Origin of the sequence: Streptomyces sp. SAJ15, from assembly GCF_007595705.1 — a bacterium.
Lineage (GTDB): Bacteria > Actinomycetota > Actinomycetes > Streptomycetales > Streptomycetaceae > Streptomyces.
Genome location: NZ_NISY01000009.1, coordinates 50,802 through 67,076, shown reverse-complemented (window position 1 = coordinate 67,076; position 16,275 = coordinate 50,802). Strand labels below are relative to the sequence as shown.

At 69.7% G+C, this 16,275-nt stretch carries 14 protein-coding genes and 2 pseudogenes; 9 read left to right on the top strand and 7 right to left on the bottom strand.

The window, feature by feature from the left end:
• The first annotated feature begins 71 nt into the window (after positions 1–71).
• The gene (locus CD790_RS22680) at positions 72–833 is read left to right on the top strand and encodes an SDR family oxidoreductase (RefSeq protein WP_144385158.1); all 762 of its coding nucleotides are present in this window, start codon (positions 72–74) and stop codon (positions 831–833) included.
• A 75-nt stretch (positions 834–908) separates the two neighbouring features.
• Positions 909–1,592, top strand: a pseudogene (locus CD790_RS22675) (cytochrome P450); the annotation flags it as partial.
• A 155-nt stretch (positions 1,593–1,747) separates the two neighbouring features.
• Here the strand turns inward: CD790_RS22675 and CD790_RS22670 are convergent.
• A complete protein-coding gene (locus tag CD790_RS22670; protein WP_144385156.1) occupies positions 1,748–2,728 on the bottom strand; it encodes a LysR family transcriptional regulator in 981 nt (326 codons plus the stop codon).
• A 510-nt stretch (positions 2,729–3,238) separates the two neighbouring features.
• Between CD790_RS22670 and CD790_RS22665 the strand changes: the two genes are divergently transcribed.
• A complete protein-coding gene (locus tag CD790_RS22665) occupies positions 3,239–4,333 on the top strand; it encodes a DUF475 domain-containing protein (RefSeq protein WP_144385155.1) in 1,095 nt (364 codons plus the stop codon).
• Between the two features lie 336 nt (positions 4,334–4,669).
• Entirely contained in the window at positions 4,670–5,785 is a 1,116-nt protein-coding gene (locus tag CD790_RS22660) for a hypothetical protein (RefSeq protein WP_144385154.1), read from the top strand.
• Positions 5,786–5,802: 17 nt separating this feature from the next.
• Here the strand turns inward: CD790_RS22660 and gyrB are convergent, their stop codons facing one another.
• On the bottom strand, positions 5,803–7,836 hold the full coding sequence (gene gyrB, locus CD790_RS22655; RefSeq protein WP_144385153.1) for a DNA topoisomerase (ATP-hydrolyzing) subunit B: 2,034 nt from the start codon (positions 7,834–7,836) through the stop codon (positions 5,803–5,805).
• Positions 7,837–8,196: 360 nt separating this feature from the next.
• Here gyrB and CD790_RS22650 point away from each other — a divergent pair.
• A pseudogene (locus tag CD790_RS22650) lies at positions 8,197–8,735 on the top strand (TipAS antibiotic-recognition domain-containing protein); the annotation flags it as partial.
• 354 nt (positions 8,736–9,089) lie between these two features.
• Here the strand turns inward: CD790_RS22650 and CD790_RS22645 are convergent.
• The gene (locus tag CD790_RS22645) at positions 9,090–9,686 is read right to left on the bottom strand and encodes a TetR/AcrR family transcriptional regulator (protein WP_144385152.1); all 597 of its coding nucleotides are present in this window, start codon (positions 9,684–9,686) and stop codon (positions 9,090–9,092) included.
• A 124-nt stretch (positions 9,687–9,810) separates the two neighbouring features.
• Here CD790_RS22645 and CD790_RS22640 point away from each other — a divergent pair, with 124 nt between their 5' ends.
• Positions 9,811–10,731, top strand: a complete 921-nt coding sequence (locus CD790_RS22640) for a TIGR03620 family F420-dependent LLM class oxidoreductase (RefSeq protein ID WP_144385151.1) — start codon at positions 9,811–9,813, stop codon at positions 10,729–10,731.
• Positions 10,732–11,093: 362 nt separating this feature from the next.
• On the opposite strand, the gene CD790_RS22635 is transcribed toward CD790_RS22640, so the two are convergent.
• The 3 genes from CD790_RS22635 to CD790_RS22625 all read right to left on the bottom strand — a co-directional run bounded on the left by CD790_RS22635 (position 11,094) and on the right by CD790_RS22625 (position 13,482).
• On the bottom strand, positions 11,094–11,465 hold the full coding sequence (locus tag CD790_RS22635; protein ID WP_144385150.1) for a hypothetical protein: 372 nt from the start codon (positions 11,463–11,465) through the stop codon (positions 11,094–11,096).
• A gap of 303 nt (positions 11,466–11,768) precedes the next feature.
• Positions 11,769–12,749 carry a helix-turn-helix domain-containing protein gene (locus CD790_RS22630; RefSeq protein ID WP_144385149.1) on the bottom strand — a complete coding sequence of 327 codons (981 nt, stop codon included), beginning with the start codon at positions 12,747–12,749 and terminating at the stop codon, positions 11,769–11,771.
• Between the two features lie 397 nt (positions 12,750–13,146).
• Positions 13,147–13,482, bottom strand: a complete 336-nt coding sequence (locus tag CD790_RS22625) for a hypothetical protein (RefSeq protein ID WP_144385148.1) — start codon at positions 13,480–13,482, stop codon at positions 13,147–13,149.
• 4 nt (positions 13,483–13,486) lie between these two features.
• On the opposite strand from CD790_RS22625, the gene CD790_RS22620 reads away from it, so the two are divergent.
• The 3 genes from CD790_RS22620 to CD790_RS22610 all read left to right on the top strand — a co-directional run bounded on the left by CD790_RS22620 (position 13,487) and on the right by CD790_RS22610 (position 15,364).
• Entirely contained in the window at positions 13,487–13,900 is a 414-nt protein-coding gene (locus CD790_RS22620; RefSeq protein WP_144385147.1) for a lasso peptide biosynthesis B2 protein, read from the top strand.
• Positions 13,897–14,577, top strand: coding sequence for an LLM class flavin-dependent oxidoreductase (locus CD790_RS22615; protein WP_186319181.1), 681 nt, complete (start codon positions 13,897–13,899; stop codon positions 14,575–14,577). The genes CD790_RS22620 and CD790_RS22615 overlap by 4 nt, the downstream gene beginning before the upstream one ends.
• A 409-nt stretch (positions 14,578–14,986) precedes the next feature.
• Entirely contained in the window at positions 14,987–15,364 is a 378-nt protein-coding gene (locus CD790_RS22610; RefSeq protein ID WP_144385145.1) for an ABC transporter ATP-binding protein, read from the top strand.
• 7 nt (positions 15,365–15,371) lie between these two features.
• Here CD790_RS22610 and CD790_RS22605 read toward each other — a convergent pair whose 3' ends face one another.
• Entirely contained in the window at positions 15,372–16,184 is an 813-nt protein-coding gene (locus CD790_RS22605; RefSeq protein ID WP_144385144.1) for a phytanoyl-CoA dioxygenase family protein, read from the bottom strand.
• Between the last annotated feature and the right edge of the window lie 91 nt (positions 16,185–16,275).

The window sequence follows — 16,275 nt, the reverse complement described above, 5'->3', positions numbered from 1 at the left end:
GAAAGCGCCACCCCGCAGAGTCGTCCTCGTCACCCCACCAGCCACACCATCACCACGAACAGGGAGTCATGATGAGCAGGTTCACGGGTAAGAAGGCCGTGGTCACCGGCGGGACGCACGGCATGGGTCTGGCGATCGTCAAGGCGCTGCTCGCCGAAGGGGCGGAGGTCGTCCTGACGGGACGTAACGAGCGGACCCTCGAAGCCGCGCGGTCCGAGCTGAAGGGTCAGGCTGCGCACGTGGTGCGCTCCGACGCCGCCAGCATGGCCGACATCGCGGCCCTCGCCGAGTTCGCCGGGGAGGCGCTCGGCCGTGTCGACCACCTCTTCGTCAACCACGGGATCGCGGAGTTCGCCGAGCTGGCGGAGGTCACCGAGGCGTCGTGGGACCGACACTTCGACGTCAACACCAAGGGGGTCTTCTTCACCGTGCAGGCGCTGGCCCCGCTGATCGAGGACCACGGTTCGATCGTCTTCACCACGGTCGCCAACGACGTCGTCTTCCCCGGACTGAGTGCCTACTCCGCGTCGAAGGAGGCGATGCGCGCTCTCGCCCACGTGCTGGCGGCCGAGCTGCTCCCCCGGAGGATCCGGGTGAACTCCGTAGCGCCGGGGTTCATCAAGACCCCGACGATGGGTGTGCCCGGCCTGACGGAGGAGCAGCGCCGGGAGTTCGAGCGACAGGGCGACGAGACCACCCCGCTCAAGCGCAACGGCACGGTCGAGGAGGTCGCCGCGGCCGCGCTGTTCCTGGCCGGCGAGGCGACCTTCACCACCAATGTCGAACTCGCCGTCGACGGCGGCTTCGCCCAGGGCCTCGTCGCCTCGCACTGAGTCCGCGCCCCCACCCCCGATCTGGAGCGTCGGGGGTGGACGGTCCCGTGCGCACGGCGGGCCCGGGATTGAGGGGTGCTCGCGATCCTGCGCCAGGTCGTCGCCGATCGCCGCGCGTCGCCCGGCGAGGACCTCACCAGCGCGCTGCTTGCGGCGGGGCCGGGGGAGGACGGCACCCGGCTGAGCGAGACGGAGCTGGCCGGCACCCTGCAGTCGCTGCTGATCGCGGGGCACGAGACCATCGTCAACCTGATCTGCAACGCGGTCCGCGCGCTGTGCCGCCACCGCGACCAGCTGGACCTGGTCCGGTCCGGCCGGGTGTCCTGGGAGGACGTCGTCGAGGAGACCCTCCGCTACGACGGCCCGGTCGGCTACTTTCCGTTCCGCTACCCGACGGCGGACCTGACCGTCGGCGCCACGGTGATCCCGCGTGGGGCGCCGGTCCTCGTCTCCTACACCTCGGCCGGGCGGGATGCGGACGCGCACGGGCCGGACGCCGACCGGTTCGACTTGAACCGGCCGCCGGGCCGCCATCTGTCCTTCGGGCACGGCCCGCACGCCTGCCTGGGCGCCGCGCTGGCCCGCATGGAGGGGGCGATCGCGCTGGAGGCGTTGTTCCGCCACTTCCCGGAGCTGGAGCTCGCCGTACCGGCCGAGGAGGTGCCGCCCCACCCCAGCTTCGTCGGCAACGGCGTCGAGGCGCTGCCGGTGCGCCTGGGTAGGGACGCCGGCCTCACACAACGCCTCCCCAACGGCTGAGGGCGGCGTTGCGCGCGGGAAACGCCGTGGACGCGGGTGAGTGGGTGGCGTGGTGGCAGTGGGTGGGCGTCAGCACAGTCGCGGTGTGGTTGTCCCGCTGACGACCCGTCCGCGCGCCGTGAGGCCGACCGAGCGGGTGCTTGGCGCCGCGGCGCTCATCGGGCGGTGCGCTTGCCCGCCAGGGCGACCGCGTCCCTGGGCCGATCCCCTTTGGCGCTGCCAACGGTCACGTCGCCCACGGTGCGGAGGTAGGCGCTGAGGGCGCGCAGGAGCGAGCCGAAGGCTGGGGAGGGGGGCCGGGAGGCCGACCAGGCCAGCAGCGCGGTGCAAGGGGGTAGGTCGGTGACGGGGATGAAGCGGACGCCAGGCCAAGGCAGGAGTTCCCGGCTGCTTCCAGAGACGAAGCGGATCCCGTTTCCCAGGCTGACGAGGGAGACACACGCCTCCAGCGTGACCCCCGTCTGGTCGGTGTACCGCACCGGCTTCCCGTCGGGGCGAGGGTCGGCAGCCCAGAAGTCGCGCCATTCCCGGCCCATCTCAGGCGGGAAGCCGATGACAGGCTCGTCGGCCAGATCCGCGAGGGTCAGGGCCTCGCGGTCCGCCAGTGGATGGGTATCCGCCAGGCAGACGAAGCGAGGTTCGGTTGCCAGTCGGAGCGTCCGAAGCCCCTCGGGCATGGGCCCGTAGCACGCGACCCCGTCGACCTCCCCGTCCAGCACCACCCGTGCCTGCTCGACAGGGCCCACCGCACGCCATTCGACCTCGGGAACCGCATGGCGTTTACGCAGCTCGTCGACGAGGATCCGCAGCGCGGGCAGGCCAGAGACGTAGCCCCCAAGAACTACCCGGTCCGGTTCCGCCGGGCGCGCTTCCGCCTCTGCGGCACCGCGAAGCGCATCAAGGGCGTCCACCGCGGCCCTCATGCGCGGCAGCAACGCCTCCCCGGCCGGTGTGAGCTCCACCCGCCGCGTGGACCGCTCCACGAGTGGTACCCCTAGATGCTCCTCAAGGGTGCGGATCTGTCGGCTGAACGCGGGCTGACTGATGAACAGCCGCTTGGCTGCACGCCCGAAATGAAGTTCCTCCGCCAACACCAAGAGCAGGCGCAACCGATGCGCGCTCGGGTCTGTGGCCATGACTCCCCCTGCGGACGACCGCTCACTCGTCCGCGTCTTATAGAGATGCGGGTATCAGTTGACTATTGTGCGACATCAATCCAATGAGCTCTTTCTGTCGGCTCTCGCCCTGGCCGCTCGGCGCATGCGGCCACGGGCTCCACAGCGGCCGACGCGCACGCCGAAGCGCTCCACGACTGCGGCCGGGGAAGAGCCATCGGGCGTCCGGGTTGGTAGCGGTCGTGGTGTTCGGCCGCTGTCCCAGGTAGTCCATCAGCATCTCGGCGAACGGCGCCCGGGGCGACTGTTCGGCCTGACCGTCGGCGACGGCCCCTGCGCTCAACCTCCACCGTCGATCGGGCCGGCCTCGTCGAATACGACCTCCGCAACGCCGGGTCACGGCCGAACTCGCGAGGCGACGACGGCGGTTGAGCACACCCTCTACGTAGGATGATCGCACTCGCCTAGGTCGATGTTTCGTAGAGCCAGGTACGGCGCGGGGGAGCCCCGCACAAAACGATTGGGTAGCCAGTGCTTTTGAAAACGTTCGGCTGGTCGTTCGCGGTCACCGCGCTCGGCCTCGTCGTGGCGGTGCTGTACGGGGGGTGGACCGGCTTCGGGATCGTGGCGATCCTGTCCATCCTCGAGATCTCGGTGTCCTTCGACAACGCCGTGGTCAACGCCGGGATCCTGAAGAAGATGAATGCCTTCTGGCAGAAGATCTTCCTCACCATCGGCGTCCTGATCGCGGTCTTCGGCATGCGCCTGGTCTTCCCAGTCGTGATCGTCGCCGTCAGTGCCAAGATCGGTCCGATCGAAGCGGTGCGGCTCGCGCTCGACGACAAGGACAAGTACCAGCAGTTGGTGACCGACGCCCACCCGTCGATCGCCGCCTTCGGTGGCATGTTCCTGTTGATGATCTTCCTCGACTTCATCTTCGAGGACCGGGAGATCAAGTGGCTCGGCTGGCTGGAGCGTCCGCTCGCCAAGCTCGGCAAGGTCGACATGCTCTCCGTCTGCATCGCGCTCATCGTGCTGCTCGTCTCCGCGATGACCTTCGCCACCAACGCCCACCAGCACGGCGGCATACATGCGGACAAGACGGAGACCGTCCTGATCGCCGGCGTCGCGGGCTTGATCACCTACCTGATCGTCGGCGGCCTTTCCGGCTACTTCGAGAACAAGCTCGAGGAAGAGGAGGAGCGCGAGCACGAGGTCGAGGAAGAGGCCAAGAGGAGCGGCAAGAAGGTCCCGGCGGTCGCGATGGCCGGCAAGGCCGCGTTCTTCATGTTCCTCTACCTGGAGGTCCTGGACGCGTCCTTCTCCTTCGACGGCGTCATCGCCGCCTTCGCGATCACCAACGACATCGTCCTGATGTCGCTCGGCCTCGGCATCGGCGCGATGTACGTCCGCTCGCTCACGGTCTACCTGGTCCGCCAGGGCACCCTCGACGACTACGTCTACCTGGAGCACGGCGCGCACTACGCGATCGGCGCCCTCGCGGTGATTCTGCTCGTCACCATCCAGTATGAGATCCCCGAGGTCATCACGGGCCTCGTCGGCGTCGTCCTGATCGCCTGGTCCTTCTTCTCCTCGGTCCAGCGCAACCGCAGGCTGGATGCGTGAGTCCGATGTTCTCAGTGGTCGAAGGCGATCCAGGATCGCTTGACTCTGGCGCACGCCCAACCGAGACACGCCGGGAGGCTGAACGCACTGCCCGCCCCCCAGCACCTCATGATGGCCTCCGCCCCTGATCAGGTGCGTTAGACCGAAACGGGCTAGATAGGAGCCGGGCGTCGTAACCGAGCGCCTTCGCGACGACGGGAACCGGGGTCTGGGGGATGAGTTGGCGGATCGCGGAGGTCCTGCCGTGTTGCTGCTCGGTGTGTCCCGGAAGCGGGAGCAGCTCTGGCCCCCCTGCGCGTTTGACGGGAACCCGGGGGCGGTCCGACAGTGGGAAGCGTGGATAGGTCGGACGGGCCGTTCTGGCCCTGGTCCAGGCGACGGGCCGTGGTCTCCTCGTTCGTGCTGGTGGTCGTTCTGCTGGCCTTGACGATCGTGCTGAGTGTGACGGCGGACTGGCCGAGCGAGCGGCACGAGGGCACGGTGCTCGTCATCGCACTCATCCTTGGTCTGCTGCCTCTGATTCTGGTGGTGCTGGGCTCACTCACCGGCGGCGGCTCGGTCGAGTTCCTGGGTATCGCCCTGCACTTCCCGGAGGCGCGTCCGGAGCGGCGGGAGATCTCCGTGCCGCCGCGGATGGGGCTCCCTCCGGGAGAGCCGCTCGGGGACGCCAGCACGCGGGCGGTCGTGGAGGTCCTCAAGCAGGCGGTGCACACCGAGGTGGCTGTGGTGGACCTGGCGGACGGAACAACCTGGTGGGACACCAGGCTGCTGGTGTTCTGCGCCGGGGCCGCCCGGATCGGGCGACCCCGGGCGGTGGTCCTCACAGCCAACGTTGCGGACACCGGGCCGGGCACGTTCCTCGGCTGGGCACCCCCGGACGAGCTGCGCGACCGGCTGCTGTCCCGACCCGCGCTGCGCCGTGCGTACGACCGGGGGCGCGCCTGGCTACGCCAGTGGGAGCTGGCGGAACCGCGCACGGCGGGTGAGCTTCCCGACCGCGCGGATGAGCCTCCCGGCAAGCTGACCCAGCCACGCCTCCCGTTTACGCCAGTGTCCCCGGCCACGGCCCAGCCCGGCCATCCCTGGCTGATCTATCAGCCGCCGGACTACGCCCTCGCCCCGTTGGCTCCTGAGCTGCTGCTGGCCGCTGCTATGGGTGACCTCGAAGGCGCAGGCCGGTACACGCCGGTGGACCTCGCCGAGGCCCGGGCCTTGTTCGACGCGAAGTTGCGGCGCATCGCCGCCGAGGTGGACGCGCCTGCCAAGAGCGACGGGTTCTGGGCACGCCGGGTGTTGGACGCCCGGGAGCCCTTCGTGCCACTCGTTCGGCGCGGCCGCTACGCGGGAATGCTGCCGCGCGAACGCGCCATCAACGATGTTCTGGGCACCCTGATCGGCTACGACGCCTCGACCAGGGACGGTGGCCAGGAGGCAAGCAGGGCACCCGGGTAACGTCCAACGACCCGTTGTCAGATGTCGAGGAAGCGGACGTCCTTGGCGTTGCGCTGGATGAAGTGGCGGCGGGCTTCGACGTCCTCGCCCATCAGGACGGAGAAGAGGTCGTCGGCGACGGCTGCGTCATCGAGGGTGACCTGGCCCAAGACCCGGTGGTCGGGGTCCATGGTGGTGACGCGCAGTTCCTCGGCGTTCATCTCACCCAGGCCCTTGAAGCGCTGGATGGAGTCGTCCTTGATCCGACGGCCGTCCTGTCGGCCCCGTTCCAGGAGCATGTTGCGTTCGCGGTCGGAGTAGGCGTATTCGACGTGGTCCCGGCTCCACTTGATCTTGTACAGCGGGGGGCGGGAGAGGTAGACGTGGCCCTCTTCGATCAGTGGGCGCATGAAGCGGAACAGGAAGGTCAGCAGCAGGGTGTTGATGTGCTGGCCGTCGACGTCGGCGTCCGCCATCAGGATGATCTTGTGGTAGCGGAGTTTGGCGACGTCGAAGTCCTCGTGCACGCCCGTGCCGAACGCGGAGATGATCGCCTGGATCTCCTGGTTGTGCAGGATCTTGTCGATCCGGGCCTTCTCCACGTTGAGGATCTTGCCGCGGATCGGGAGGATCGCTTGGTACTGCGGATTGCGGCCGGACTTGGCAGATCCGCCGGCGGAGTCTCCTTCGACGATGAAGATCTCCGACATCGCCGGGTCATTCGACTGACAGTCGGACAGCTTCCCCGGCAGCGCCGCCGTTTCCAGCAGTCCCTTGCGGCGGGTCAGGTCGCGCGCCTTGCGGGCCGCGACCCGGGCCGTGGCCGCCTGGACGGCCTTGCGCACGATGTCCGTGGCCTCGTTCGGATTGCGGTCGAACCAGTCGGTCAGATACTCGTGGACGACCTTCTGCACGAAGGTGCGCGCCTCGGTGTTGCCGAGTTTGGTCTTGGTCTGGCCCTCGAACTGCGGCTCGCCGAGCTTGACCGAGATGATCGCGGTCAGGCCCTCACGGATGTCCTCGCCGGAGAGGTTGGCGTCCTTCTCCCGCAGCAGCCTCTTCTCCCGCGCGTAGCGGTTGACCACGGTGGTCAGGGCCGCGCGGAAGCCCTCCTCGTGGGTGCCGCCCTCATGGGTGTGGATGGCGTTGGCGTAGGAGTACACGCTGTCGGTGTACTGGCCGTTCCACTGCAGGGCGACCTCGGCCGACAGCAGCCGTTCCGTGTCCTCGGCGGAGATGGTGATGACCGAGGGATGGACCGGCTCGCCCTTGCGGGAGTTGAGGTGGGCGACGAAGTCGGTGATGCCGCCGTCGTAGCGGTAGGAGACCGTCTTCGCCGCCGGGTCCGAGTCGGCTTCGTCGGCCGCGGCCGTCGCGCGCGCGGAGGGCCGTTCGTCGGTGAGGGTCAGGGTGAGCCCGCGGTTGAGGAAGGCCATCTCCTGGAAACGCCTGGCCAGCGTCTCGAAGGAGTATGCGGTGGTCTCGAAGATGTCGCCGTCCGCCCAGAACGTCAGCGAGGTGCCTGTCCGGGAGGCGGCCTCGTGTCGGGCCGGTGGGGCGGTGGGAGCGCCGTTCCTGTAGTCCTGCGTCCACCGATGGCCGTCGGTCCAGATCTCCGCCGACAGCCGTGTCGACAGCGCGTTGACCACCGACAGGCCCACACCGTGCAGACCGCCGGAGACCGCATACCCGCCGCCCCCGAACTTCCCGCCCGCGTGCAGCACGGTCAGCACGACCTCGACGGCCGGCCGCTTCTCCACCGGGTGTGTCCCCACCGGAATGCCGCGGCCGTTGTCGACCACCCGCACCCCGCCGTCGGCCAGGATCGTCACGTCGATCCGGTCGGCCACCCCTGCGAGCGCCTCGTCCACGGAGTTGTCCACGAGCTCCTGCACCAGGTGGTGCAGCCCCCGCTCTCCCGTGGAGCCGATGTACATCCCGGGCCGCTTGCGCACCGCGTCCAGTCCGTCCAGAACAGTGATCGCGTTGGCGTCATACGACGCCGTCCCGGCATGGCCGGGCTGCTGGGGTACGGGGGTATGGGTGGCGCTGTGAGTGTCGTAAGTGGTCACAGATGCTCTCTTTCGGGCATGGCGGACCGCGCTCCCACACCACGGTGCGGGAACGGCCGGACAACTGGCGGAGACGGCGCGCGGCAGCCCGAACTGAGAGACCGTCGGCTGCCGGGACGCTGTCCAGGCTACCGGAGGTGCTCCTCGTCGACGGGGCAGGAGCGCCTCCATGCTCCACCGTGCCGCCCCCGCGCCCCCTGGCTCAATCCCCCCTGCCTTGAGTCCCTGAAAATGCGGCAGAGGGTCAACCAGGGGCTTTCTTGGTGTCTTGTCGCGCAGGGCCTCAGGTGCTTGTTTCCGGCGTGACCTTCCGCGTCGCCAGTCGCGCTGCGTCAGTCGCCAGCCCCCGGGCTGGGGGACGACGCACCCGACGCCCTGCGGGGCCACCACCAGCGGCTGCTCGCGGAGCGGGACCGGCTCGACGCCCTGGCCGGCACCGTCTCCCGCACGATCGCCGCACTGGAGCAGTCCAGGAAGGACGGCCACTCCATGACCATCAATCGACCGGAGAACCTGTTCGAGGGCGTGACGCCCTCCCATGTCGCGGAGAACATGCGCGAATTCCCCGGACTCGCCGAAGGGGTCGGGCGGCGCGCTGCCGAGATGAGCCAGGCCGACGCAGACGCCGGGCATCGTGAGCGCACGGCCCAGGCGATTCGGCTGGCGAACCCATGGCCGCGGGTCAACCGGCCGACGGGGAGCCGGTCCTGGCCGAGATCGAGGCCCAGTACCGAGCGCTGGCCCGGATGCGTGCCGTCTCCGCCGAGGAGTGCCGCGCCATCGGACGCTCTCGCGTCGGCAATGACGTCTGGCGCGCCGCGTACGAGGCGATCACCCCGGGCCTGGCCGCGTACCAGCGTGACGCGATCGATGCCTATGCCACCATCCGGCTGAGCTGAGCGGCGGCACAAGCGCCCTCGCGGGAACAACCCGCGGGGGCGTCGGCCTCATGCCACGACAGGCGATCGACGTTCGAACCCGCTGCGGCACCTTGGCAGGGTGCTGTCCGTTCTCGTGGAGAACGAATCCGTTCCCGGAGGGATCGCCTCCCGACACGCTGCACAGCCGCTCTCGGAAGGCGTCAACAAAGCCACCCGCACGTGGCGATGGCCCCGAACCAGGCGCATCTCATGGGGGCGCTCCGGCGGGTCGCCGTGGGAACTGCGCTGGTAACCGCAGGACGCCGGAGATTCCGAAGCGCCGGCCGCCCCTACCGCCCCGACCGGCCAGGCCGGTGACGGCCCGTCAGCCGCTCAGCCGCCCGCGGGACGTGGTCCCGCGTGCACCGCGTCGAGGACCAGCCCGAGCAGTCGGCCGGGCTGGGCGGCATCCTCGACGCGCACCGTGGCCAGCGCGACCCCCACCACCAGTTGGATGAGGTCACCGGGGGCCAGATCGCCTCGGGCGGTCCCCGAGCGCTGAGCCCGGACGAGCAGTGCGGCGGCCGCGTCCTCGATCAGCCGATGGCAGTCCACGCCCAGCGCCTCCGGTTCGTCGAGCAGCAGGGAACCGGCCAGCCCTTGGTTGACCCGGGCGTGCTCCAGGAAGGCGTGCAGCCACTCGGCGAGCGCCCGGTCGGCGGAGTCGGCTGTCAGCAGTCGCTCGGCATGCTCGCACAGCGTGTCGATCCGGTCCCTGAGCACCGCCGCCAGCAGGGCCCGGCGGTTGGGGAAGTTCCGGTAGAGGGTGCCGGGCCCGACGCCCGCGCGCTGGGCGATCTCATTGAGCGACGCCTCGGGGCCGGACTCGGCGAAGACCGCACGGGCGGCGTCGACCAGGCGCTCGCGATTGCGGCGCGCGTCCGAGCGGCGCGGCACCTCGGGCCCGGGCCGGCTGTGCGCGGGCGTCATCGTGTCCTCCTCTCCCACCGCTCGCATCGCGGCGGGCCGGGGTAGCCAAGCGGAGAGCTTCTCCGTATTGTATCGAAGTGAAAACGGAGAGGTTCTCCGGTACGTTCTGTCCAGGGAGCATGTGATGACGCGCGACACACGGGGTGCGCTGGGCCGGGTCGGGATCTGGACCTTCGCCTTCGAAGGGCAGCCCGCCAGGCGGGTCCGCGAAGCCGCCGCGGAGATCGAGGAGTTGGGCTACGGAGCCATCTGGTACGGGGAGGCGTTCGGACGCGACACCGTGGGGCAGGGCTGGCTGTTGCTGTCGGCGACCCGGCGCATCGTGATCGCCTCGGGAATCGCCAACATCGCCTTCCGGGATCCGATCGCCATGGCGACCGCCGAGCGCACCCTCGGCGAGGCGTTCCCCGGCCGCTATCTGCTGGGACTGGGCGGACACCGGGTCGACGACACGATCCACCACCACGACGGCTACCCGATGCCGGCCCGGGGCAGGGCGGTGACCACCATGCGCGGATATCTGGACGCGATGGACGCGGTCCCGGCCCACAGCCCCGTCCCCGACCCGACGCCGCGCCGGGTACTGGCCGCACTGGGCCCCAAGATGCTGCGGCTCGCCGGCGAACGCACCTGGGGCGCCCACCCGTACTTCGTGTCGGTCGAACACACCGCCCGGGCCCGCGAGATCATGGGCCCGGACGCCTTCCTCGGCGTCGAGCAGGCCGTGGTCCTGGACACCGACCGCGCGCGGGCCCGCGAACTGGCCACCGCGCACGTCGCCGGGTACGTCTCCTCGGCACCCCACCAGGAGGCGAACGTGCGTCGCCTCGGCTTCGGCGACGACGACATCATCGGCGGCCCGAGCAGACGGCTGGTCGACGCCATCACCGCCTACGGGGACATCGACGCGGTGCGTGAACGCGTCCAGCACCATCTCGACGCCGGCGCCGACCACGTCTGCCTGCAGGTGCTGACCGCCGACCCGGCGGCGATGCCGATGCCGCAGTGGCGAGAGCTGGCCCCGGCGCTGCTTCCGCGCGGCTGACGGTGACCCACCGGACACCCTTGAGGAAGGAAGGGTGACGGACAGCGAGCCGGACGCCGACGGCGAGGAAGAAGCTCAGCCTGAGCTGTGTGACCTGGGGCCGTTGGCCGGGACGATCGCCCGCGTGACGCGGTAGCACCCCGAGAGCATCAGCGCTGAGAATGCTGTCGGTCGTGGTCAGGCGGTGGCTGGCATCGGGGTGGAGACGGCCCGGGGCTGTTGCATAGTTGGAGTCGGCCAGACGGTCGCGATCTCGGGTGCATCAGATCGAGCCGGAAGAGGACTTCCTTGGCAGCGTTCCGGTCGGCGACGGCGGCCGGGGTGACCATGACGAGCAAGACTAGGCCGCGAGATTCAGCGTCTCAGTCTTCCTGAGCGGACTTATCCTTGCCCGCCTCGGCCTCCAAGGACGCGGCCGACCGCCAGTGGCGGCTGATCGCCACGTTGGTGTGGCCGGCGACACACAGGGCCGTGCCCACGATCGCGACGGGCACGGACACCCCGAGGATGGCGAGCATCTCCCACCACGGGCGGGCTTCCTCGCAGCTCTCCCAGCGGGGTTCGGCGAAGAGCAACGCCTCGCACTTGTTGTCATCGACCTCGTACGGCACGGCCAGGAGCCAGGCGAACCAGAGCCACAGGCCGGCCGCGATGGTGAGCAGTAGCCCGCCCACCAGCTGCTGCCGCTCGGCCCGATCCAGGAACTTCGCGTCGTCATCCTTCGCGCTCGTCACGCGTCCTCCCCCAGTCGTGATCATGGTGATCCCACGATATCCGCTGGACGCAGCGGCCGTGTCGCCGGGCAGACGGCAGCGTGATCAGTGGGCTCCATTCCCGTGTGCATCAGCGGACGGTGGGCTCCACTCTCGAGACGGAGCGCTGTGGCTGGTGACTGCTGGACGGTGGGCGCAGATCCGCTTCTCCGCGCTGTACCCGTCGGGGCGGAAGGGGCCCGACATCGTCCCGTTCGCCGAGGGTGTGCGGCCAGCTGATGGTGGGGATGGCTCGGGGTGTGTGTGGCACGGGCCACGGGGCGATCAGGAGTTCCGCCGGACCCGCCGCAAGGCCGAATCTCGGTACTCCGTGGGGGACATGCCGTACGCCGCCCGGAACGCACGGCTGAAGTGCGCCGGGTCGGCGAATCCCCAACGGCCGCCGATGACATGGACGAGGTGGGACGAGCAGCGGGGGTTGGCCAGCTCATGGCGGCAGCGTTCCAGGCGGCAGCGGCGTATCCACGCCGCCACCGTCGAGTCCCCTTCATCGAACACCTTGTGCAGCTGGCGCAAGGAGATGTTGTGAGCCGCGGCGACGGTCTTGGGCGAGAGACTCGGGTCACCGAGGTGATGTCGGATGAACTCGCGGATCTGGAGTTGCAGGGCGCGTTGGTGAGACTCCGGTGTCAGCGCGTGACCGGAGGCCGTCTGCGCGGCCAGCACCGCGCCGAGCAGATCCACGATGGTCGTGGTCAGGGTGGACATGTCGGCCGGGGTGAATTCCTCGGCGCGGCCGATGATGTCGGCCAGCCAGCGGACGAACAGCGCCGCCAACCCGCGGTGGGTGGAGATGGGAACGGCCAGGAGCGATTCGATGGCGCTCGGAGGGAGGGGCAGCAGGCCGTGGGACACATGGAGCGCGATGCCCGACGTGGTCTGCGATGAGCTGTAACGGAACGGGCGGCTGCTGTCACACATGAGGAGGTTTCCCGGCCTGAGCACCGACTCTCGCCCGGCATGGGAGTACCCGCAGCGGCCGCTGACCACGAAGTCGAAGAGGTATGCCTCCGGGTCGGACTGTCGGATGGCCTTCGGTGTCCGCTCCTCTTGCATGGAAGGAATGGAAGCCGAGGCCACTCCCACGCCGTTGCCCAGGTCCAGCACCCGCACCGAAGCGTGGAAGCCCGCCGCTCGGTCTGCGGGCCGCCCGACTCTCTTCACCGACTGTGAGGTGAAGTCCAGCCATTGGGCGAACCGATCCTCCTCCGTTTCCGCCTGGGTGCGGAACTCCTTTACGAACATGACCCCAACCCCCGTCTGGTCCGGCGCACTCCGTGGCACCGAGTATGGTGCCCGGGTGGCCGCCGTATGAACACCTGCGTTTCCCTGATGTGCACGCTCCCCGCCGCTGCCGACGGCATGACGACCGCGCCCGTACCGGCGGCGGCGCTGCTGGGCGGCTCACCGGTTCCACGGGCTGAACAGTGCGTATCGCTGTCTCGGCCGTTGAGGGCACTCGCTGGAGATCGGCGAATGCCCATGCACGAGGATGCTGAGAGGCACGGTCGAAGTCCTTGACCATCCGTGCACGGTGCTTGTCGATTCTGGCACGGGATCAGCCGCGGAGCCGCGGAGCCGTGGCACCGAGCACTGCGGAGACGTTGCGAGGCGCGGGGTGTGAAAGGCGGCCGGTCGACGTTCAGCAACACGCGGAGACTGTAAGGGCCCCAGTCTCACGATCTCGGTCGACTGCGCACCCGCTCTTGGACCCCGCTTCCGTGCGCAGGCCGGCCAGCAGCCGGTCCAGCGCGCGGACGGTCTGGTCCTCCAGCGCCTCCGGCTGGCCGCTGCGGGCCAGCCACGGTGCGGCCTCGTTCATCGCGCCCGGCAGAAGCCGGGCCAGGGGCTCCGCCGGCTGGTCGGCGATGATCCCGGCCGTCACCAGAGAGGTCAGGGCCTCGGTGAGGTGGTGGGCGGACGACTCCTCGTCCATCGCCCGCCACTCGTCCCCGCCGAGCTCCGTCACCGCGTCCACCAGCATGATTCGCCGTACGGCGGGGTCGGACGTCGGCGGCCAGGAAGGCCCGGCCGCCCGCGCGCGACTGCTCCCAGGGGTCCTCGTGCGCCGCGGCGGTCGCGACCCGCTCGCCCAACTCCCGCTGGATATCCGCGACGCTCGCCATGCCGTCGTCGCGGTCAGCGTGACCTGTGCCGGCCAGGGTTGCCTGCAGCGCTCCGTCGCCACGGCACTGTTGTGCCGGCTCGCCGGCACCTGGCCGGACTGGTGTACCGGGATCCGCACGAATCCGTTCCTGGCCCATGCCTGGGTGGAGGGCGACGGGGAACCCGTCGGAGAGTCCGACGACATCCGTCGGCATCGCATCATCCTGTCCGTGCGGTGCAGGCGCCACCGCGCGCCCGCGCTCAAGTGGGAGGCAGGCTCCCCATCGTGACCCTCGCAGACGATGCCTGCTTCGGAATCCTGCTCGGCACCCATCGAAGCCCGGGTCGGACGGACGGTGACGTGTTCCGCGACACTCTCACGCTGGCCACCCGTGCGGAGGCTCTGGGGCTGGACGAGCTGTGGGTCACCGAGCATCATCTCGGCGATGCGGCGATCGGCTCTTCCGCCTTGGCACTGGCCGCCTTCCTGCTCGGCCACACCAAGCGCAGCACGGTGGGGACCGCGGTCACCCTCCTCCCGCTGCACCATCCGATCCACGTCGCCGAACAGGCGGCGCTCCTCGACCAGCTCTCCGGCGGCCGCTCCGTGCTGGGGGTCGGACGCGGACACAGCACCACCGAGTACGAGGTCATCGGACGCGGAATCGGCGACTGGCGGCGAGGACCGGCGGAAGCCCTCGACCTGATCCACGCGGCCTGGGCCGGAGAGGTGAGTGCCTCCTCTGAGGCGTACGCGTTCCCCGCGGTCACCCCGACCCTCGCCCCTCTCACCCGGTCGGGGCCGCCGGTGTACATCGCCGCCGGATCTCCGGCGACGATCGAAGACGCCGCCTCCAGTGGGCTGCCCATGCTGCTGTTCTTCGACGAGAACGCCGAAGCCAAGGTCGAGATGATAGCCCTGCATGCCAAGTTGGCCGCCGACGCGGGTCGTCCGGCCGACGGCTAGCGACACGCCTTCCTCCTTTTCGCCCACATCACCGACTCTCCGTCGCGGGCGCTTGATCTGATGGTCGAACGGGCCCGGTGTCTCCTCCGGCGCCCAGTACCGGCCTCGGTGCCGGAAGGGAAGCCGGCCGTGGCGGACCAGGAGGCGGAACACCAGGGCGAGTCCCTGATCCATGCGGCCGCCGAACGCCCTTCTGGAGACCCAGGCGGTGGGCGACGTCGACACCCGTGTCCGGAACGTGCTCCATCACCTCCGCACATCGGGCTGCTCGCGTGCCCTCTTCCAGGTGGAGCAGGTCGCCGACCCTCGACGATGCGCTCCGCAACCTTCGGCGGCTCGCCACCGAAATGCTGCCCGCCGTCCGCGCGCAGTTGTCGAGCGACGCTGTCACGTCCGCCCGGAGGCCCCAGTGACCCACGCGTGGGACGCATCGACCACCCCGAAGCCCACCGGCCCGCCCACCGATCCCAAGCTCAGCGCACGGGAGACGTGGCGGGCGCTGAGCATCCACATCCGGCCGCACCGCGCGCTCATCACGCTGGGTGGTCTGCTCGGTCTGCTCGGGTCGGCGATGACCCTGGCCCAGCCGCTCGTCACCACGGCCATGGTCGACGCGTTGGAGAACGACGAGTCGATCACCGCGGTGCTGGGCCTGCTCAGCGCCCTGATCCTGCTTGGCACCGTCGTCCAGACGCTGGGTCGGTACGTGCTGGAACGCACCGACGGACAGCGCGGCCTCGGCGATCGCCGCTCCTCTCTACGACCACCTTGCCAGCGATCGTCGTGAAGCATGTCTACCCGGCGCTGTGGTCGTTGCCGTTCCCATCCGGACCGGGGGTGTCCTGTCCCAGGCCCCGGCGGATCGCGATCTCCACGGGTGAGTACGCGCCGTCGGCCCGCTCCAGTTCGTGCGGCGCGGCCGGCATCAGCGGCGGCTGGGCCATAAAGCGCGGCCGCACCCCGTGGTGCGGTTGTGCCGTGTGTACCAGGAACGGATGGCACAGGAAGACGTCGCCCGGGGACCCGGTGGCGAGGGCGAGTGGCCGGTGGTCGGAGGCCGCCACCAGATCGGGGGCGAGGGTCAGCCCGCTCGCCCCGTCCTCCCCGTACTTCTCCAGCACCTTCGGCACGTCGAGATGTGAGCCGACCCGGATCCGGGTCGGGGCGTCCTCCTCACCGACCTCGCTGAACAGGAACAGCATCAGCAGCGCCCGGCCCTGGGAGCGCAGATTCGTGAAGTACCAGCTCTCGCCCTCCGGCAGATAGCTCCCCTCGATGTGCCAGCCCGCGTCGTCCGGCTCCTCCTCGTGCGGGAAGCGCAGGGGGAACGTGCCCAGCGAGTAGCTCGGCTCCCAGCGTCCCTCGCCGACGAGCAGGTCGTAGGCGCGATGCAGAGATGGGGAGTTGGGCGCGGCGGCGAACGGCCCCTGCGCCATGCCGCCCACCCAGTGCACGGGCTGCGTCCACGTTGACGGGTCGTCCGGGTCGCAGCCCGTCTCTCGCCACAGCAGCCGCGCGCAGTCCGCGGCCACGCGCGGCGCGACGGCACCCTCCAACTTCACGAAGCCGTCGTGGAGGAAACGGGATACCAAGGTCGTGTCATCCATGCCCCCATCGTGCGGCGACACCGGCCCCGATCACCCGACATTCCCCGCACCGCCTTTGTCGGGTATGAGGGTGGGCGTGTGGTCCCCGGAC